The 19116-nt window shown below is 58.7% G+C and carries 17 protein-coding genes; 4 read left to right on the top strand and 13 right to left on the bottom strand.

Going from position 1 to position 19116, the window contains the following annotated elements; all coding sequences use genetic code 11:
• The 4 genes from nuoC to lrhA all read right to left on the bottom strand — a co-directional run bounded on the left by nuoC (position 1) and on the right by lrhA (position 4675).
• Entirely contained in the window at positions 1 to 1797 is a 1797-nt protein-coding gene (gene nuoC, locus M6G53_RS06705) for an NADH-quinone oxidoreductase subunit C/D (protein ID WP_004936036.1), read from the bottom strand.
• 96 nt (positions 1798 to 1893) lie between these two features.
• Entirely contained in the window at positions 1894 to 2568 is a 675-nt protein-coding gene (locus M6G53_RS06700; RefSeq protein ID WP_004936039.1) for a NuoB/complex I 20 kDa subunit family protein, read from the bottom strand.
• A gap of 15 nt (positions 2569 to 2583) precedes the next feature.
• The gene (gene nuoA / locus M6G53_RS06695) at positions 2584 to 3021 is read right to left on the bottom strand and encodes an NADH-quinone oxidoreductase subunit NuoA (protein ID WP_253329970.1); all 438 of its coding nucleotides are present in this window, start codon (positions 3019 to 3021) and stop codon (positions 2584 to 2586) included.
• 709 nt (positions 3022 to 3730) lie between these two features.
• Positions 3731 to 4675, bottom strand: a complete 945-nt coding sequence (gene lrhA / locus M6G53_RS06690; RefSeq protein WP_253329968.1) for a transcriptional regulator LrhA — start codon at positions 4673 to 4675, stop codon at positions 3731 to 3733.
• Between the two features lie 857 nt (positions 4676 to 5532).
• Between lrhA and M6G53_RS06685 the strand changes: the two genes are divergently transcribed.
• Positions 5533 to 6747 (top strand): pyridoxal phosphate-dependent aminotransferase, encoded by a 1215-nt coding sequence (locus tag M6G53_RS06685; RefSeq protein WP_253329966.1) that lies wholly within the window; start codon positions 5533 to 5535, stop codon positions 6745 to 6747.
• A gap of 106 nt (positions 6748 to 6853) precedes the next feature.
• Positions 6854 to 7453 (top strand): 5'-deoxynucleotidase, encoded by a 600-nt coding sequence (gene yfbR, locus M6G53_RS06680; protein WP_253329964.1) that lies wholly within the window; start codon positions 6854 to 6856, stop codon positions 7451 to 7453.
• 27 nt (positions 7454 to 7480) lie between these two features.
• On the opposite strand, the gene M6G53_RS06675 is transcribed toward yfbR, so the two are convergent.
• The 4 genes from M6G53_RS06675 to yfbV form a co-directional block, all read right to left on the bottom strand.
• A complete protein-coding gene (locus tag M6G53_RS06675) occupies positions 7481 to 9331 on the bottom strand; it encodes an SLC13 family permease (RefSeq protein ID WP_301286146.1) in 1851 nt (616 codons plus the stop codon).
• Between the two features lie 79 nt (positions 9332 to 9410).
• Positions 9411 to 10067: a sugar phosphatase gene (locus M6G53_RS06670; protein WP_253329960.1), complete on the bottom strand. Its 657-nt coding sequence runs from the start codon at positions 10065 to 10067 to the stop codon at positions 9411 to 9413.
• A gap of 17 nt (positions 10068 to 10084) precedes the next feature.
• Positions 10085 to 10579 (bottom strand): YfbU family protein, encoded by a 495-nt coding sequence (locus M6G53_RS06665; protein ID WP_016926898.1) that lies wholly within the window; start codon positions 10577 to 10579, stop codon positions 10085 to 10087.
• Positions 10580 to 10721: 142 nt separating this feature from the next.
• Complete coding sequence (yfbV, locus tag M6G53_RS06660; RefSeq protein ID WP_004936061.1) at positions 10722 to 11177, bottom strand: terminus macrodomain insulation protein YfbV; 456 nt, start codon at positions 11175 to 11177, stop codon at positions 10722 to 10724.
• Positions 11178 to 11536: 359 nt separating this feature from the next.
• Between yfbV and ackA the strand changes: the two genes are divergently transcribed.
• Together ackA and pta are read left to right on the top strand one after the other, a co-directional pair.
• Entirely contained in the window at positions 11537 to 12739 is a 1203-nt protein-coding gene (gene ackA, locus M6G53_RS06655; protein ID WP_253329958.1) for an acetate kinase, read from the top strand.
• Between the two features lie 74 nt (positions 12740 to 12813).
• Positions 12814 to 14973 (top strand): phosphate acetyltransferase, encoded by a 2160-nt coding sequence (gene pta / locus M6G53_RS06650; protein ID WP_253329956.1) that lies wholly within the window; start codon positions 12814 to 12816, stop codon positions 14971 to 14973.
• A 64-nt stretch (positions 14974 to 15037) separates the two neighbouring features.
• On the opposite strand, the gene M6G53_RS06645 is transcribed toward pta, so the two are convergent.
• The 5 genes from M6G53_RS06645 to M6G53_RS06625 all read right to left on the bottom strand — a co-directional run bounded on the left by M6G53_RS06645 (position 15038) and on the right by M6G53_RS06625 (position 19084).
• Positions 15038 to 15997, bottom strand: a complete 960-nt coding sequence (locus tag M6G53_RS06645; RefSeq protein WP_253329954.1) for a transketolase family protein — start codon at positions 15995 to 15997, stop codon at positions 15038 to 15040.
• Positions 15990 to 16841, bottom strand: a complete 852-nt coding sequence (locus M6G53_RS06640; RefSeq protein WP_253329952.1) for a transketolase — start codon at positions 16839 to 16841, stop codon at positions 15990 to 15992. Before M6G53_RS06640 ends, M6G53_RS06645 begins: the two co-directional genes overlap by 8 nt.
• 13 nt (positions 16842 to 16854) lie before the next feature.
• Entirely contained in the window at positions 16855 to 18234 is a 1380-nt protein-coding gene (locus tag M6G53_RS06635) for a PTS ascorbate transporter subunit IIC (protein ID WP_253330094.1), read from the bottom strand.
• A gap of 23 nt (positions 18235 to 18257) precedes the next feature.
• Entirely contained in the window at positions 18258 to 18539 is a 282-nt protein-coding gene (locus M6G53_RS06630) for a PTS sugar transporter subunit IIB (RefSeq protein ID WP_025303676.1), read from the bottom strand.
• 101 nt (positions 18540 to 18640) lie between these two features.
• A complete protein-coding gene (locus M6G53_RS06625; protein WP_253329951.1) occupies positions 18641 to 19084 on the bottom strand; it encodes a PTS sugar transporter subunit IIA in 444 nt (147 codons plus the stop codon).
• Between the last annotated feature and the right edge of the window lie 32 nt (positions 19085 to 19116).

The following is a 19116-nucleotide window of genomic DNA, read 5'->3' as shown; positions in this document are numbered from 1 at the left end:
TTAGCGGTCCACATCTGACATTACAAAATCGATACTACCCAGATAGACGATCAGGTCGGAAACCAGGCTGCCACGGATGACCGATGGGATCTGTTGCAGGTGCGCAAAGCTCGGCGTACGTACCCGGGTGCGGTAGCTCATGGTGCTGCCGTCGCTGGTCAGGTAGTAGCTGTTGATCCCTTTGGTGGCTTCAATCATCTGGAATGATTCGTTGGCTGGCATCACCGGGCCCCAGGAAACCTGCAGGAAGTGGGTGATCAGCGTTTCAATGTGCTGCAAGGTGCGCTCTTTCGGCGGCGGCGTGGTCAGCGGGTGATCGGCCTTGAACGGGCCTTCCGGCATGTTGTTCAGGCACTGTTCGAGGATGCGCAGGCTCTGGCGCAGCTCTTCCACCTTCAACATCACGCGGGTGTAGCAGTCGCTGGTGCCGTCGCCGACCGGCACTTCGAAGTCGAAGTTCTCGTAGCCGGAGTACGGACGCCATTTACGCACGTCGAACTCGACGCCGGTGGCACGCAGGCCGGCGCCGGTCACGCCCCACTCCAGCGCTTCTTTGGCGTTGTAAGACGCTACGCCGATGGAGCGGCCTTTCAGGATGCTGTTCTTCAGCGCCGCTTTCACGTAGGAATCCAGACGCTTCGGCATCCAGTCGAGGAATTCACGCAGCAGGCGATCCCAGCCGCGCGGCAGATCGTGCGCGACGCCGCCGATGCGGAACCAGGCCGGGTGCATACGGAAACCGGTGATCGCTTCCACCAGATCGTAGATTTTCTGACGGTCGGTAAAGGCGAAGAACACCGGGGTCATCGCGCCGACGTCCTGAATGAAGGTGGAGATGTACAGCAGGTGGCTGTTGATGCGGAACAGCTCGGACAGCATCACGCGGATGGTGTCGACGCGCTCAGGCACCTTGATGCCGGCCAGCTTCTCGACCGCCAGCACGTAAGGCATTTCGTTCACGCAGCCGCCGAGGTACTCGATGCGGTCAGTGTACGGAATGTAGCTGTGCCAGGATTGACGCTCGCCCATTTTCTCGGCGCCGCGGTGGTGGTAGCCGATATCCGGCACGCAGTCGACGATCTCTTCGCCGTCCAGCTGCAGAATGATGCGGAACGCACCGTGCGCGGACGGGTGGTTCGGGCCGAGGTTGAGGAACATGAAGTCTTCGTTCTCGGTGCCGCGCTTCATGCCCCAGTCTTCCGGCTTGAAGGTCAGCGCTTCCATCTCCAGATCTTCTTTCTGCTTGGTCAGCACGAAAGGATCGAATTCGGTGGCGCGCGCCGGGTAGTCCTTGCGCAGCGGGTGCCCTTCCCAGGTCTGCGGCATCATGATGCGCGACAGGTGCGGGTGGCCGTCGAAGGTGATGCCGAACATTTCCCAGGTTTCGCGCTCGTACCAGTTGGCGTTCGGAAACACCTTGGTCGCCGTCGGCACGTGCAGATCTTTTTCAGACAGCGCCACCTTCAGCATGATGTCGCGGTTGCGCTCGATGGAAATCAGGTGGTAGAAAACGGAGAAATCCGCAGCGGGCAGGCCGTCGCGGTGGGTGCGAAGACGTTCGTCCACGCCATGCAGATCGAACAGCATGACATACGGCTTCGGCTGTTTTCTCAGGAACGTCATTACTTCCAGTAACTGGTCAGGTTTAACCCATACCACGGGCATGCCGGTGCGGGTGGCCTGAACAGTAAAGGCTTCCGGCCCAAAACGGTTGCGCAGTTCGCCGATCACCGGGTCGTCAAGGTGATCTCGGGTCTGCCAGGCAGGCAAGGCGTCGTGCGTCGTCAAATCTGTCATAATTTTTTTTCACCACACTAAAGGGTTATTCGCCGCAAGTTTCACTTTTCGCTGTGTTAACCAATAGCGCACTAAGATGGACGTTAAATGAACGTCTTAAATCTCGTCAGGCGTCCGGAGGTTGGTCACCGCGATGCGCTCGCCGTGTTTACGCTCTCTTTCAGACTGCATATTGGCGCGGTAAACGCCCTGATCGCCGACAACCCACGACAGCGGGCGACGTTCTTTGCCGATGGATTCCTGCAGCAGCATCAGCGCTTGCATGTAGGCTTCCGGACGCGGCGGGCAGCCGGGAATGTACACGTCGACCGGCAGGAACTTGTCCACGCCCTGCACCACGGAATAGATGTCGTACATGCCGCCGGAGTTGGCGCAGGCGCCCATCGAGATCACCCACTTCGGTTCCAGCATCTGCTCGTACAGGCGTTGAATGACCGGCGCCATCTTGGTGAAACAGGTGCCGGCCACCACCATCAGGTCAGCCTGTCGCGGGGAGGCGCGCAGTACTTCCGCACCGAAACGCGCCACGTCGTGAACGGCGGTAAACGACGTCACCATCTCCACGTAACAGCACGAAAGGCCAAAGTTATACGGCCAAATAGAGTTTTTACGCCCCCAGTTCACCATGTCATGCAGCGCATGTTCGAGTTTACCCATGTAAACCGTACGGTGGACCTGTTGTTCCAGGGGATCGGCGACGATCTCCTGTTTTTGCAGGGGATAACGGTCGTTCTCACCGTTCGGGTCTATGCGGGTGAGCGTATAGTCCATCTTAATGCCTCGCTGTTACTGCGGATGACTGTTGGTGTTAGTGATCGTGCTCGGTTTGCTGCGGCGTTGGGAACGCGCCGGAGTCCAATCCAACGCGCCGATGCGCACCAGATAAACCAGACCGGCCAATAGCACCAAAATGAAAATGGCGGCTTCGATAAAGCCTACCCAGCCACTCTCGCGAACCGAGACCGACCAGGCATACAGGTATAAGGCTTCAACGTCGAAAATAACGAAGAACATGGCCACCAGGTAGAACTTGGCGGACAAGCGCATGCGCGCCGTGCCGACCGAGTCGATGCCTGATTCAAACGGGGTGTGTTTGGCGCGCGCCCGGGCTCTCCCGCCCAAGAAGAACGCACCCAGCAGCATTAAGCCGCAGAGCCCGATAGCCACGACGAGAAATACGGCGAACGCCCAGTGATGAGCGATAACTTCAGTGGTTGTTGACATACTCTATGCTTACTCATCAAAAGTGGCGTCGATCGCGCTGCTCTTGTCACCGGCAGTTAGTGCGCCACATCGATTTAAGGGAAGGATAAATAACCACACAAACAAACTGCTTTTACAGCGAGTTAGGCAGCGTTTTTCTGTGGGCTTTTTACTCCTTTCTATAACCTTTTGTCAACTTTGACAAAAGTATCTACACACTAGTTTACATACGTATCATTTGATTAACATTTGATGCGCCAGGGGACGGCTAAATCGTGTCAGTTAATTTTTGTGTAGAAACAGATAGATATAAACCAACATGCACATTTCAGTTTTACTATACCATTGTCTCAGGAATTCCCTGTTCTTCCACTCACTACCTAGGGGTATTTTTTTGATCCAGGGCACGTTTTCAGCATAAATCCTCAAAAAAAGTGTGGGCCTTTAACCATTTTCCTCAAATTAAGCCGCAAAAACGGCCGCTATAAGCTAACAAAATAACCTTACTATTACCACGCCTTTAACCCATTCAATCTTATCGTTCAAAAAACGAACTCCGCGTCTTAAACCCGGCCAAACTCTCTTTTCAGTAATGCTTAAAAGTTAACAAAATAGCCAACTGATAAAAAAAACATACTCAACTGCTTATAATGGTCGGTTTTAGCTAAAAAACGGGCAAAAAAAACCTCCGCCGAAGCAGAGGTTTTTCATCAGATTTCACGCCATGGCGTTATTCTTCTTCGTCCACCAGGCTGGCGTCATCCTGGTCGCCCTGGCGACCGGCTTCCGCGCCGTTGAAGCCATAGCCGTCGTTGCCGCCCTGCATCGCGCTGAAGATGGCCATCGCCAGTTCGCTGCTGCACTGCGCATTTTTGCACAGCGCGTACTGGGTATCCGGCAGCGGCGGTAAACCTTCCACCGCGCCCAGCACCCGCAGATCGGGGCTCATCATCTCGATCGGCCGCGCGGTCACGCCCAGGCCGGCCTTACAGGCCGCCCGCACCGCGGACAGCGTGGAGGCGACGTAGGCGATGCGCCACGGGATACCGGCTTCGTCCAACTGTTTGATCGCCAGCGCGCGGAACGGGCTTGGCTCGTCCATCACCACCAGCGGGATCGGCTCGCCGACCTGATAGTGGTAATCGGCGGCGCAGTACCACAGCGTCGGCGAGGTGCGCAGCACGATGTGCGGATGGCCGGCCGGATCGGCCGTGGTCACCGCCAGATCGATCTCGCCCTCTTCCAGCAGATCAACCATCGTCGTGCTGCGCTTTACGCGCACATCAATGGCCAGTTTCGGATAGATGGCGGTTACGCGGTTCAACAGGAAAGGCAGGATGGTATCGGCGGTGTCGTCGGAAGCGCCGATGGTCAGAACACCTTTAATATTGTTGTACATCAGAGAGGTACAGGCTTCGTCGTTAAAGCGCAGGATTTTTCTGGCATAACCGAGAAGCTGAATACCATGCTCAGTCAGGAGTTTGTTGCGCCCATGGCGGGCAAACAGTTCTTTGCCGACCAGTTGCTCTAATCGCTGCATTTGTTGGCTGACGGCTGATTGAGTACGGCAAACGGCGACCGCCGCCGCTGCAAAGGTATTCAAATCAGCAACCGCAACAAAGGTTCTTAGCAGATCGAGGTCGAGATTAAGTATCGGACGATTTGCAGTTGTCATAGTGTATTCTTCACTTTTTTAAATTCTAATTTACGAACTACTACCCTGGTGTGTTTCTCAGACGCCGTTGAAAAAGGGCGACGCCTGTTATGACAGTACCCCACTCATAAGTGGAGGGCAAAAAAATTACTTATGATTCGTTACCTCTATCGCTTTTTAAAATGCGATCTATCGATGGTGCTTATAGAACGCGGGGGACTGAATACCGGTGAAAAGGGAAAACTCTCACCGAACCTGGGATTTTACTCATTCACACTGCCTAATTTCCACTCCATTCGTGCTACTGATAACCCTTATCAACCGGCGTTCTGACCGCATTACAGAGCAAAAAAGATAAATAATTAATGGTATCCACTTCGTGTTACTTCTCGATGAATTTAATAAATTCAATCAGTAAGATTTTCGCTTTAAATAATAATCTTATAACCACATAAACAATGCTTAAGCTAAAATATAAAGTAAAGCTAATGTAAATATGTCATTTTTCTTAGTGTGGTGCGCCATCCGACAACCCGCCATCAGACAACTCCGGTATTATCGTTCCTTTACAGTTTATTGGAAGCCATCCTCCCTTCCGGCTTATCAGTTCTCTGCCGCCGGCCACAATCGCCAGCGCGTCGCGTTTCTCAAGCCGCGATTTCACAGAACAAAACCCTAGTAAAATTATAGTTCATGAGATTATGAACCACAAAATAACTTTACCTTTGCTTATCATAACTAAAATCCCCCGTTACGACATGCATTTGCACCAAAGGCGTGCAAAACCCTTCAAAAGCAACTACGCCAGGAGTACATTGGGCGGGTTGCGGCGTCCCACGGTAGGAGCGCCCCTATCCCAGCAAAAGGCTCAACTTTTTATGTCCCCCATTGAGAAATCCAGCAAACTGGACAACGTCTGCTATGACATTCGCGGCCCGGTGCTTAAAGAAGCTAAACGTCTTGAAGAAGAAGGCAACAAAGTTCTGAAACTGAACATCGGCAACCCTGCCCCGTTCGGTTTCGACGCCCCGGACGAAATCCTGGTCGACGTGATCCGCAATCTGCCCACGGCGCAAGGCTACTCCGATTCCAAAGGCCTCTTCTCGGCGCGTAAAGCGATCATGCAGCACTACCAGGCGCGCAACATGCGTGACGTGACCGTTGAGGATATCTACATTGGCAACGGCGTCTCGGAGCTGATCGTCCAATCCATGCAGGCGCTGCTCAACAGCGGCGACGAAATGCTGGTGCCGGCGCCGGACTACCCGCTGTGGACCGCCGCGGTGTCGCTGTCCGGCGGCAAGGCCGTACACTACCTGTGCGATGAGCAGGCCGGCTGGTTCCCGGATTTGGACGACATCATCAGCAAAATCACCCCGCGCACCCGCGGCATCGTGATCATCAACCCGAACAACCCGACCGGCGCGGTTTACAGCAAAGCGCTGCTGGAACAGATCGTCGAGATCGCCCGTCAACACAACCTGATCATCTTCGCCGACGAGATCTACGACAAGATCCTGTATGACGACGCCGAGCACCATTCGATCGCCGCGCTGGCGCCGGATCTGCTGACCGTGACCTTCAACGGCCTGTCGAAGACCTACCGCGTGGCGGGCTTCCGCCAGGGCTGGATGGTGCTGAACGGGCCGAAGAAGCACGCCAAAGGCTATATCGAAGGGCTGGAGATGCTGGCTTCGATGCGCCTGTGCGCCAACGTGCCGATGCAGCACGCCATTCAGACCGCGCTGGGCGGTTACCAGAGCATCAGCGAGTTCATTCAGCCCGGCGGCCGCCTGTATGAACAGCGCAACCGCACCTGGGAGCTGCTCAACGACATCCCGGGCGTCTCCTGCGTGAAGCCGCAGGGCGCGCTGTACATGTTCCCGCGCATCGACGCCAAGCGCTTCAACATTTACGACGATCAGAAGCTGGTGCTGGATCTGCTGCTGCAGGAAAAAGTGCTGCTGGTGCAGGGCAGCGCATTCAACTGGCCGTACCCGGATCACGTGCGTATCGTCACGCTGCCGCGCGTAGACGAACTGGAAATGGCGGTCGGCAAGCTGGGCCGTTTCCTGGAAGGCTACCACCAGTAATCGCCCGGGGCGCAGCGCCTTGCTGCGCCCTCCCTCACAGTTCGGTTGCAAAATTCGCCGTCACTGCTTCACAATGGGGCCCTCACTTGCCGTTAAAGAGAGCACCATGAGCCAGAGCCATTTCTTCGCCCATCTGTCCCGCCTGAAACTGATCAACCGCTGGCCGCTGATGCGCAACGTGCGTACCGAGAACGTCTCCGAACACAGTTTGCAGGTGGCCTTTGTCGCCCACGCATTGGCGGTGATCAAGAACCGCAAATTCAACGGCAACCTCAACGCCGATCGCGTTGCGCTGCTGGCGATGTACCACGACGCCAGCGAAGTGATCACCGGCGACATGCCGACGCCGATCAAATACTACAACCCGCAGATCGCCCACGAGTACAAGAAGATCGAAAAGATCGCCCAGCAAAAGCTGCTGGATATGATCCCGGCAGAGCTGCGCAACGATTTTCGCACCATTCTCGATGAGCACTACTACAGCGAAGATGAAAAGCTGGTGGTGAAGCAGGCGGACGCGCTGTGCGCCTACCTGAAATGCCTGGAAGAGCTGTCTGCCGGCAACAACGAATTCACCCTGGCCAAGGCGCGGCTGGATAAAACCCTGGAACAGCGCCGCAGCCCGGAAATGAACTACTTTATGGAGGTGTTCATTCCCAGCTTCAGCCTGTCGCTGGACGAAATCAGCCTCGACAGTTCGCTGTAACCCCGCCGGCGCGGCCTCGCTGCGCCGTTAAAAACCGTAGAGCCACGGCACCACAATCACGCTGACCGCCATCACCAACAGGGTGAACGGCACGCCGAGACGCACGAAATCGCTGAATTTGTAATTGCCCGGCCCCAGCACCAGCGTATTGACCGGTGAAGAGACCGGCGTCATAAAGGCGGCGGACGCGGCGATGGCGATAATCATCGCAAACGGGTATGGCGAGACGCCCATTTCGCGCGCGGCGGCGATGGCGATCGGTGCCATCAGCACCGCCGTCGCGGTATTGGAAATAAACAGCCCGATGCTGGCGCACAAGACGAACAGGCACAGCAGCATCACCCGCGGCCCCGCGCCGCCGGCGACGTCCATCAGCCCGCTGACGATCAGATCCACCCCGCCGGTCTTTTGCAACGCCTGCGCGAACGGCATCATCCCGACGATCAAAATGATGCTCGGCCAATGGATCGATTTGTAGGCGCTCTCCATGTCGATACAGCGGAACTTGCCCATCAGCAGGCAAGCGATCAGCGCAGCGATCGGGTTAGGGATTTCGTCGGTCAGCATCATCGCCACCATCAACGCCAGGCAAAACAGCGCGTGCGGCGCCTGCGTGATCGCCGGCGCCACTTCGTCCACCTCGGCCGGCAGGTTGAGCACGATAAAGTCGTGGGTTTTGGCCTGCAGCTGGCGGATCGCCTTCCAGTCGCCGATCACCAGCAAAATGTCGCCCAGCTCCAGCGGCTCGTCCACCAGCTTGCCGCCCAGCGTCTCGCCGTGGCGGCGAATGCCCACCACGTTGAGATCGTAGCGGCTGCGGAACGCCGCTTCGCGCAGGCTTTTGCCCAGCAGCGCCGAGTCCGGGATCAGCGACACTTCCGCCATGCCGACGTTGCGCGACTGTTCAGAGAAGTAGTCGCCGCGCAGCACCATCGGCTCCAGCCGCTGCTCGCCGCAGAATTCACGCAGATCGACCTGGCTGTCCGACATGTCGATCAACAGGACGTCCCCCTCGCGCAACTCGGTGCTGCCGGAGGCGCTGACCATCACCCGCCGGAAGCGTTTCCAGCGCTCGATGCCCACCACGTTGGCGCCATAGCGCGCACGAAGGTGCAGTTCATCCAGCGAACGTCCGATCAGCGGCGAAGCGCTGCGGACAGCCAGCCGCCGCGCGCGGCCGGTCAGCTTGTAGTCGCGGATCAGATCGCGGAAGGTGCGGCGCTGCCAGTCATCGCCGGCTTTGCCCGTGTCACCGCTGCCCAGCCAACGCCGGGCAATCAGCATATAACCGACGCCCAGTGCCAGCACCGCCAGGCCAATGGGCGTCACGCTGAAGAAGCCGAACCCCTGGATGCCTTCGCGCACCAGCTCGCTGTTGACCACCATGTTGGGCGGCGTGGCCACCAGCGTCATCATGCCGCTGATAAGCCCTGCGAAGCTGAGCGGCATCATCAGCCGCCCCGGCGCGATCTTCATTCTGGCCGTCACGCTGAGCACTACCGGGATAAAGATCGCCACCACGCCGGTCGAGCTCATGAACGCACCCAGCCCGGCGACCGTCACCATCAGCAGCATCAACATTTTGGTTTCGCTGCTGCCGGCCACTTTCACCAGCCAGTCCCCCACCTGATAGGCCACGCCGGTGCGCACCAGCCCTTCGCCGATCACGAACAGCGCGGCGATCAGAATCACGTTGGGATCGCTGAAACCGACCGTCGCCTCCTGCAGGCTGAGCGTGCCGCTCAGCACGAAGGCGATGATCACCAACAGCGCCACCACGTCCATGCGCAGCTTGTTGGTGGTAAACAGCACGATGGCAATCAGCAGTAAACTCAGCACCCACAGTAATTCGCTGTTCAAAACGGTCTCATCCGGCAAATGTCCAAGGGTCTAAAAAATAGCATAAAAAAACCCCGCCGAAGCGGGGTCTAATCAATTAGGGTGAAGATAATGCCGCTCAGGCCAGCCGGCGAACGATCGCGCCCTGCGCCGTTTTATCGACGGCGATCTGCGCCAGCGAATCCAGCCGCAGGTCGACCTGCTCCAGCTTCGGCGCCTCCGCCGGCGCGTTGACCGCAATCACCTGGCAGCCCGCCGCCAGGCCGGAGAGAATGCCGGCCGGCGCGTCTTCAACCACCACGCACTCGTGCGGCGCAAGCCCCAGGCGCTCGGCGCCCAGCAGATAGGCGTCGGGCTGCGGCTTACCGTGTTTAACCTGCTCGGCGGTGATGAACACCGCCGGCTGCGGCAAACCGCCGGCCAGGCGGCGCGCGCCGGCCACCGGCACCGAACCGGAGGTGACGATCGCCCAAGGGATGCCGAGCGCGTTCAGGCGCTCCAGCAGCGCAATCGCGCCCGGCAGCGCGCGAACGCCGTCGGTATCCTGCGCTTCCACCTGCTCCAGCAGCTGGAACTCGCGCTGAATTTCCGCCTCGCTTTCGCCCGGCATAAAGTGGCGCAGAGAAGTAATGGCCTGTTTACCGTGAATGAAGTCCAGCACCGCGTGCGGGTTGACGCCGCGGCGCTCGGCCCAGTGCGTCCAGGCGCGCTCTACCGCCGGCAATGAATCCACCAGGGTGCCATCAAGATCGAACAGAAAACCCTTACACTCCACAGAAAACCTCTTTTTAATCAAGCATTGATGATTTGCGCTATCTCAACGGCGCTCAGGTGATACTGACGTGGGCAGGCCAGCCAGATCGCCAGCATACGCTGGTATTTTTCCCACATTTTGGTCTGGGCGTTGAAACCGTGGCTGCCGGAATCGAAGTGAGTATAGCGCCCCTCGGTGCTGACCAGGAAACGCACGTAGCTCAGGTAGCGCGCCTCGGTGGCGGCATCGAAGCCGAGAAACGCCAGGCGGCGCTCGTCCAGATCCTGCTTCTCTTTCAGGTTGCCCCAGGAAACCTGCAGCGCATGGTGCATCTCCATCACGTTGATGATGGTGCGGCACACCTCTTCGCTCAGTTCGCCGAAGTCGCGATCCAGTTCGCGCATTTGCAAACCGAAGCCGCGTTCGACAATGGTTTGCAACCGGCGATAGCGGTCGCCGTTGTCCGGATCGAGCAGGGTCATCATCTTGTACTGGTTCGACAGGATCAGCCGCTGGGCGTTGGTCATTTCCATCAGGATTTCCTCATTTCTGTGTGATGGCGGGAGCATCGCACAGCGCAAGAACGCAGGAAATCACAACTCGACCGTTCTTTGATTTAAACCGGGGTTATTGGCGTTTAGACGAGAAAGGCCGCACAACGCGGCCTTTTTTCAGTTACAGATCGTCGAGGAAGGTTTTGTCCAGCTGCTTGAAAGCGCGCTTGAGCAAATCGGCCAACGTCTGATAGGTCGGCGTGCCTTCGAGCGGCGCCACCGCCTGCCCGGCCTCCGTCAGCTTGTTGCGCACCTCATGGAACCATTGCAGCAGCGTCGGCGGCAGCGGCGTGACCGAACGGCGCCCCAGCCACCACAGCCCCTGCATCGGCAGGCTGCAGGCGAACAGCGCGGTGGCGATCGCCGGGCCGAGCTGGCCGCCAAGCGCGATCTGCCAGGTCAGCGTGAAAATCGCCAACGGCGGCATGAAGCGGATAGCGAAACGGGTGGCACGCGCAACGCGGTTCTCCGGAAAGACCGGTGCCAGACGTTTGTCTGACGGCCAGGTTTTCATATAATGCTGCCCGCGCTGGAAGACCTGAAACCAGCTTACGGAACCGGACGGTTTGCTCGTCATCGCGTACCTCAACTTCACGTAATGAGACTAAAAGCGTGCTGTCAGCACACAATACTAAAAAATTTGAAGCTTTAAATTTATTTTGTGTTTGCGCTGGGCTATCGGTATCCTAAGCCGGCCTTGTGGCCGGTAGAAGATGACGTAATTTTTGTCAACTTTTAGCCCTATAAAAATCAAGATTATTTAAACCGCAGAGAAATCATCGGTTTTTCCATCATCCTGTGATTTGTGCACTTCACATGATGTTAATCATAAATGTCATCGGCACTATGCGCTACGCTTGTTGTCTGATTGACGATTAATTCACCACGTGTTTTCGATTTTCTTTTAACAACACGACTATTTAAGTAGGTACTTCCATGTCGAGTAAGCTAGTACTGGTTCTTAACTGCGGCAGTTCTTCTCTGAAATTCGCCATCATCGATGCCGTTAACGGCGACGAATTCCTCTCCGGTTTGGCCGAGTGTTTCCACCTGCCTGAAGCTCGCATCAAGTGGAAAATGGACGGCGCCAAACACGAAGCTGCCCTGGGGGCCGGCGCGGCACACAGCGAAGCGCTGAACTACATTGTTAATACTATTCTGGCACAAAAACCAGAGCTTTCCGCGCAGCTGACCGCTATCGGCCACCGCATCGTGCACGGCGGCGAGAAGTTTACCGCTTCCGCCGTGATCAACGACGACGTTCTGCAGGGTATCAAAGATTCCGTGCCGTTTGCACCACTGCACAACCCGGCTCACCTGATCGGCATCGCGGAAGCGCTGAAATCCTTCCCTCACCTGGCTGACAAGAACGTTGCCGTATTCGACACCGCGTTCCACCAGACCATGCCGGAAGAATCTTACCTGTACGCCCTGCCGTACAGCCTGTACCGCGACCACGGCGTTCGCCGCTACGGCGCGCACGGCACCAGCCACTTCTACGTGACTCAGGAAGCCGCGAAGATGCTGAACAAGCCGGTGGAAGAAGTGAACGTGATCACCTGCCACCTGGGCAACGGCGGTTCCGTTACCGCAGTGCGCAACGGCCAGTGCGTTGACACCTCCATGGGTCTGACCCCGCTGGAAGGCCTGGTGATGGGCACCCGCAGCGGTGACATCGATCCGGCCATCATCTTCCACCTGCACGATTCTCTGGGCATGAGCGTTGACCAGATCAACAAGATGCTGACCAAAGAATCCGGCCTGCTGGGCCTGACCGAAGTCACCAGCGACTGCCGTTACGTTGAAGACAACTACGACAGCAAAGCCGACGCCAAACGCGCCATGGACGTGTTCTGCCACCGCCTGGCCAAATACGTCGGTGCATACAGCGCCCTGATGGAAGGCCGTCTGGACGCGGTGATCTTCACCGGCGGCATCGGCGAGAACGCCGGCATGGTGCGTGAGCTGACCCTGAACAAACTGGGCCTGCTGGGCTTCGAAATCGACCACGACCGCAATATGGCCGCTCGCTTCGGCAAATCCGGCGCCATCACCAAAGACGGCAGCCGCCTGGCGCTGGTGATCCCGACCAACGAAGAGTTGGTCATCGCGCAGGACGCATCCCGCCTGACCGCGTAATGCTCGCAAAACACCGTCAGCTCAGGCTGACGGTGTTGTTTTAGCCTCATGTTAATCGTGAAGAGGACTATTCTGTGTCACGTACTATTATGTTGATCCCCACCGGCACCAGCGTCGGCCTGACCAGCGTCAGCCTGGGTGTCATCCGCTCCATGGAGCGAAAAGGCGTTCGTCTGAGCGTGTTCAAACCTATCGCTCAACCGCGCACCGGCGACAACGCACTCGACCAGACCACCACCATCATCCGCAGCAACTCCACCATCCCGGCGGCCGAACCGCTGCGCATGGACTACGTTGAGGGCCTGCTGAGCTCCAACCAGCAAGACGTGCTGATGGAAGAGATCGTGGCGCGCTACCACGAGAACACCAAAGACGCGGAAGTGGTGCTGATCGAAGGCCTGGTGCCGACCCGCAAGCACCAGTTCGCCAGCGCGCTGAACTACGAGATCGCCAAAACCCTGAACGCCGAGATCGTCTTCGTGCTGGCGCTGGGCAACGACTCCCCGGCTCAGCTGAAAGAGCGCATCGAACTGGCGCGCACCAGCTTCGGCGGCAGCAAGAACAAAAACATCACCGGCGTGATCATCAACAAGCTGAACGCACCGGTCGACGATCAGGGCCGCACCCGTCCTGACCTGTCCGAAATCTTCGACGACTCCACCAAAGCCAGCATCGCCCACGTCGATCCTGCGCAGCTGTTCGCCAACAGCCCGCTGCCGGTTCTGGGCTGCGTGCCGTGGAGCTTCGATCTGATCGCCACCCGCGCCATCGACATGGCTCGCCACCTGAAGGCCCGCGTGGTCAACGAAGGCGACATCATGACCCGCCGCGTGAAGTCCGTGACCTTCTGTGCGCGCAGCATCCCGCACATGCTGGAACACTTCCGCCCAGGCTCTCTGCTGGTGACCTCCGCAGACCGTCCTGACGTGCTGGTCTCCGCCTGCCTGGCGGCGATGAACGGCGTGGAAATCGGCGCCATTTTGCTGACCGGCGGCTACGCCATCGACGAGCCGATCAAGAAGCTGTGCGAACGCGCCTTCCAGACCGGCCTGCCGGTGTTTATGGTCGACACCAACACCTGGCAGACCTCGCTGAGCCTGCAGAGCTTCAACCTCGAAGTGCCGGCGGACGACCACCAGCGCATCGAGAAAGTGCAGAACTACGTGGCCAGCCACATCAACGCCGAGTGGATCGATTCGCTGACCGCCACCTCCGAGCGTTCGCGCCGCCTGTCTCCACCGGCGTTCCGTTACGAGCTGACCGAGCTGGCGCGTAAAGCCGGCAAACGCATCGTGCTGCCGGAAGGCGACGAGCCGCGCACCGTGAAAGCGGCGGCCATCTGCGCCGAACGCGGCATCGCGGAATGCGTGCTGCTCGGCAACCCGGACGAGATCCAGCGCGTCGCGGCAGCGCAAGGCGTTGAGCTGGGCAAAGGCATCGACATCGTCGATCCGGTCGCCGTGCGTGAAAACTACGTGCCGCGTCTGGTTGAGCTGCGCAAGAGCAAGGGCATGACCGAAGTGGTCGCGCGCGAGCAGCTGGAAGACAACGTGGTGCTCGGCACCCTGATGCTGGAACAAGGCGAAGTCGACGGTCTGGTCTCCGGCGCGGTTCACACCACCGCCAACACCATCCGTCCGCCGTTGCAGCTGATCAAAACCGCACCGGGCAGCTCGCTGGTGTCCTCCGTGTTCTTCATGCTGCTGCCTGACCAGGTACTGGTCTACGGCGACTGCGCGATCAACCCGGATCCGACCGCCGAGCAGCTGTCTGAAATCGCGATCCAGTCTGCGGATTCCGCCGCGGCCTTCGGCATTGAGCCGCGCGTAGCGATGATCTCCTACTCCACCGGCAACTCCGGTGCGGGCAGCGACGTCGAGAAAGTGCGCGAAGCAACCCGCCTGGCGCAGGAAAAACGTCCGGACCTGATCATCGACGGCCCGCTGCAGTACGACGCCGCCATCATGGCCGACGTTGCCAAGTCCAAGGCGCCGAACTCACCGGTAGCCGGCCAGGCGACCGTGTTCATCTTCCCGGATCTGAACACCGGCAACACCACCTACAAAGCGGTACAGCGTTCCGCTGACCTGGTCTCCATCGGGCCGATGCTGCAAGGCATGCGCAAGCCGGTCAACGACCTGTCGCGCGGCGCACTGGTTGACGATATCGTCTACACCGTTGCGCTGACGGCGATCCAGTCTTCCCAGGCTGACGCTGCCGCCGCCAAGGCCTGATACCCTTCGGGTTAGGTGATAAAAAAACGCCGGTCATTGACCGGCGTTTTTCTTTTTACTTCCTCTAACGCGCCAACAACTGCCCGGCGGCCTCCAGAATATGCTCGGCGGTCAGGCCGTACTCCTGCTGTAAAAATGCCTGGGTGCCCACCTGGCCGTAACGCTCCTTCACCCCCACGCGCCGCATCGGCGTCGGGCACTCTTCCGCCAGCACCTCCGCCACCGCCGATCCCAGCCCGTTATGAATGCTGTGGTTTTCACAGGTGACGATGCGCCCGGTCTTGGCCGCGTAGGTGTTGATCAGTTCACGGTCGATAGGCTTGAGGGTGAACATATCGATCACCGCCGCGCTGACGCCCTGCTGCGCCAGCATCTGCGCCGCCTTCAGCGCCTCCGCCACCATGATGCCGTTGGCGATCAGCGTGATGTCGTCGCCGTCGCGCAGCAGATTGCCCTTGCCGATGGTAAAGCGCGAGCCCTCCTGATAGATGCGCGTCGCCTGCTTGCGAATGGTGCGCACCCAGTAGAAGCCGCGCAACTCCATAAGCTGGCGCAGAATGTCGGCGAACATGGTGGCGTCGGTCACCTCCAGCACCACCGAATGCGCCAGCCCGCGCACGATGCCCATGTCCTCGAACGACATATGGGTGCCGCCGTTGTGGCAGGCGCTCACCCCGGCGTCAGAGGCGATCACCTTGACGTTGTTGCGCTGGTAATCCAGCGACATGAACAGCTGATCGAAACAGCGGCGGCTGGCGAAGGCGGTAAAGGTGTGCACGAACGGCACCCGACCGGTGAGCGACAGCCCGGCGGCGACGCCGATCACGTTGGCCTCCATGATGCCGCAGTTGATCACGTGCTGCGGATGATCCTTGTGCACGCCGTCCATCGCCATCGAGCTCATCAGATCCGCCTCCAGCGCGATGATCGGCGCGCCCGCCTCAATCTGCCGACGCACCGCGCCAGCGTAGACTTTGCGCATTTCGACGGCGTCGTTTTCCAACTGCGTCACTACGTTAAACATGGGCGGCCTCCAGTTCGGCGATGGCTTTTTCGATCTCCTGCTGGACGTCCGGCGTCAGGCGCAGGTGGTGCGAGTTCGACAGGTTTTCCAGATAGGCCACGCCCTGCCCCTTAATGCTGTCGAGCACGATCGCCAGCGGCCGCTGTTCGCCGCCGCGCGCCGGCGCCACCGCCGCCAGCAGCGCCGCGATGTCGTCGCCCTTGATGGTCTGCACCTCAAAGCCGAAGGCACGGAACTTGGCGGCCAGATCGAAGGGTTGGATCACCTCGTCCAGCGCGCCGTCCAGCTGTTGCTTGTTGTAATCGATGAACAGCGTCAGGTTGTTCAGATTGTGGTGGGCGATAAACTGGAACGCCTCCCAGCACTGCCCTTCGTTCAGTTCCCCATCACCGAGGATGCTGAACACCCGATTGCGGCGCCCTGCCAGCCGATGGGATAACGCCATGCCGGCGGCGATCGACACGCCCTGCCCCAGCGAACCGGTGGTGGCGTCCACGCCGCGCGTGCGCAGCCGGTCCGGGTGGCTCGGCAGACGCGTGCCGTTCTGGTTGAGGGTCTTCAGCTCCGCCAGCGGGAAGTAACCCTTGATCGCCAGCGTGCTGTACAGCGCCGGGCCGGCATGGCCTTTCGACAGCACAAAGTCATCGCGCTCCGGCCAGTCCGGATCCGCCGGATCCAGGCGCATCACGCTGCCGTACAGCACCGCCAGCGTCTCCACCACCGACATGCAGCCGCCGTAGTGGCCAAAACCCAGCCCGGTCAGCGCTTTCAGCGTTTCCAGGCGGATCGCCCGCGCCAGGGTATGCAGCTCTTCAATTTCCGTCTTGCTCGTTGTGTCGTTCATCAGTCTGCCCTCGTTATTTCTCGACGCGGTCAGCGGCCGGCGCGCCTTTGCGTTTTCCCAGGAAGTTATGCGCCACCAACAGCGCAAACACGGCGACGATCGCCAGCATGATCATCTCTTTCGACATAAAGCGCGCCATATTGCCCAGCAGGATGCCGACCACGCCGAAGTCGGCGTCGGAGAAAGTGGTGTTGGCAAAGCCAAGCGCCCCCAGCACCGGTAGCAGCAATACCGGCAGGAAGGTGATCAGCAACCCGTTGGCGAAAGCGCCCAGCATCGCGCCGCGCCGCCCGCCGGTGGCGTTGCCGAACACCCCGGCGGTAGCGCCGGTGAAGAAGTGCGGCACCACGCCGGGCAGGATCAGCACCATCTTCAGCTGCCCCAGCAGGAACAGCCCGGCCAATCCGCCAAGGAAGCTGAACAGGAAGCCGATCAGCACCGCGTTGGGGGCATAGGGATAGACCACCGGGCAATCCAGCGCCGGCCGCGCATTCGGCACCAGCTTTTCCGAGAAGCCGGTGAATGCCGGCACGATTTCCGCCAGAATCAAACGCACGCCCTGCAGGATGATGAACACCCCGGCGGCGAAGGTGATGGCCTGAATGATCGAATACACCAGGTAGTTCTGGCCGCCGCTGAGCTCGCTTTCCACATAGGCCCGCCCGGCGCAGATCGCCAGGATCAGGTAGATGACGATCATGGTCATCGAGATCGAAATGGAGCTGTCGCGCAGGAAGCTGAGGTTTTTCGGCAGGTTCATCTCCTCGGTCGAGCGCGAACTTTTGCCCACCTTCGAGCCGATCCAGCCGGACAGCACGTAGCCCAGGGTGCCGAAGTGGCCGAAGGCGATATCGTCATTGCCGGTGATGCGGCGCATATAGCGCTGGGCGATCGCCGGGAAGAACGCCATCACCAGCCCCAGGGTCAGCGCGCCGGTAAACACCAGCTGCACCCCCTCGAAGCCCGCCACCGTCAGGATGATGCCGATCATGCAGGCCATGTAGAAGGTGTGGTGGCCGGTCAGGAAGATGTATTTCAGCCGGGTGAAACGTGCCACCACGATATTCGCCACCATGCCGAACGCCATGATCAGCGCGGTGGAGGCGCCGTATTTCTCCAGCGCGATGGAGACAATGGCTTCATTATTCGGAATGATGCCCTGAATATTGAACGCGTGTTCGAACATGCCGCCCAGCGGATTGAGCGATCCGACCAATACCGTGGCGCCGCCGCCCAACACGATAAAGCCGAGAATGGTTTTTACCGTGCCTTTCACCACGTCGGAAAACGATTTTTTTTGCGCCAGCAAACCGATCAGCGCAATAAGGCCGACCAGTACCGAAGGCACCTTTAATATATCCACCACAAACTTAAGCGTTTCCTGGATAAACATATCCACCTCGCCAATCGTTTTATTCAGATGATTGAGTGGGCTTCGAAGTAAGCGCGCAGCTTGGCTTCCAGCTCATTAATGTCGATGATGTTGCTGATCACCACCAGCTGCTCGGCCGGTACGCTGGCGCTGTCGGCGATGTCTTTCGCCATCACGAACACGTCGGCGGCGCCGGGGGTGGCGGACGACAGATCGGAGTGTTCGACCTCGGCCTCCACGCCCATCTTTTTCAGCACCTTTTTAATGTTCATTTCCACCATAAAACTGCTGCCGAGACCGGAACCGCAAATCGCCATGATTTTCATAATATCCACCTGTTGAATTTAGCGTGTAGGGTAGCGCCGCCGGTCATATTCCCGGCGTTGTTTGCATTAATAGTGTTAATAGTGTTCCTGGTGATTAAGCGTTAGTAGCGGGCGATAATATCCTCGATTTGCCGTTTATCTTTGGCGTGAAATAACGCCTCCATGGCCTGATGGTCTGAAAATAATTCAGCCAGTTGCGAAATCAATTCGATGTGGCTGTCGCCGTCGGGTGCCGAAAGCATCACCACCACCTGTACCGGATCGTTATCCGCGGAGTGAAAATTCACCCCCTGATGGATCTTCAACAGCGATAATCCCAACGCGTTGGCACCCTCTTCGGGCCGGGCGTGTGGCATGGCGATGCCCGGCGCCAGGACAAAGTAAGGGCCGAGCTTCTCCTGCTGATGAAAGATGGCCGTCAGGTAATTCGGCGTGATCACGCCGTCTTGCAGCAGCGGCTGCGCGCTCAGCGTTACCGCCTGGCGCCAGTCCTCCACCCGTTCGCACAGCTGTATATGATCGGCGGTCAGCCACTCTTTCAGCACGTTACCCTCCCAAACGTTGATGGTTTCGGCCG

Source organism: Serratia nevei (assembly GCF_024160145.1).
Lineage (GTDB): Bacteria > Pseudomonadota > Gammaproteobacteria > Enterobacterales > Enterobacteriaceae > Serratia > Serratia nevei_A.
This window is presented reverse-complemented; position numbering and strand designations above follow the sequence as displayed.

Bases quoted from the DNA above. Each gene is read 5' to 3' on its own strand.
- lrhA (WP_253329968.1), bottom strand. From the start codon at position 4,675: ATGACAACTGCAAATCGTCCGATACTTAATCTCGACCTCGATCTGCTA.
- ackA (WP_253329958.1), top strand. From the start codon at position 11,537: ATGTCGAGTAAGCTAGTACTGGTTCTTAACTGCGGCAGTTCTTCTCTG.
- M6G53_RS06665 (WP_016926898.1), bottom strand. From the start codon at position 10,579: ATGGAAATGACCAACGCCCAGCGGCTGATCCTGTCGAACCAGTACAAG.
- nuoC (WP_004936036.1), bottom strand. From the start codon at position 1,797: ATGACAGATTTGACGACGCACGACGCCTTGCCTGCCTGGCAGACCCGA.
- yfbV (WP_004936061.1), bottom strand. From the start codon at position 11,177: ATGACGAGCAAACCGTCCGGTTCCGTAAGCTGGTTTCAGGTCTTCCAG.
- M6G53_RS06640 (WP_253329952.1), bottom strand. From the start codon at position 16,841: ATGAACGACACAACGAGCAAGACGGAAATTGAAGAGCTGCATACCCTG.
- M6G53_RS06645 (WP_253329954.1), bottom strand. From the start codon at position 15,997: ATGTTTAACGTAGTGACGCAGTTGGAAAACGACGCCGTCGAAATGCGC.
- nuoA (WP_253329970.1), bottom strand. From the start codon at position 3,021: ATGTCAACAACCACTGAAGTTATCGCTCATCACTGGGCGTTCGCCGTA.
- M6G53_RS06635 (WP_253330094.1), bottom strand. From the start codon at position 18,234: ATGTTTATCCAGGAAACGCTTAAGTTTGTGGTGGATATATTAAAGGTG.
- M6G53_RS06630 (WP_025303676.1), bottom strand. From the start codon at position 18,539: ATGAAAATCATGGCGATTTGCGGTTCCGGTCTCGGCAGCAGTTTTATG.
- M6G53_RS06700 (WP_004936039.1), bottom strand. From the start codon at position 2,568: ATGGACTATACGCTCACCCGCATAGACCCGAACGGTGAGAACGACCGT.
- yfbR (WP_253329964.1), top strand. From the start codon at position 6,854: ATGAGCCAGAGCCATTTCTTCGCCCATCTGTCCCGCCTGAAACTGATC.
- M6G53_RS06685 (WP_253329966.1), top strand. From the start codon at position 5,533: ATGTCCCCCATTGAGAAATCCAGCAAACTGGACAACGTCTGCTATGAC.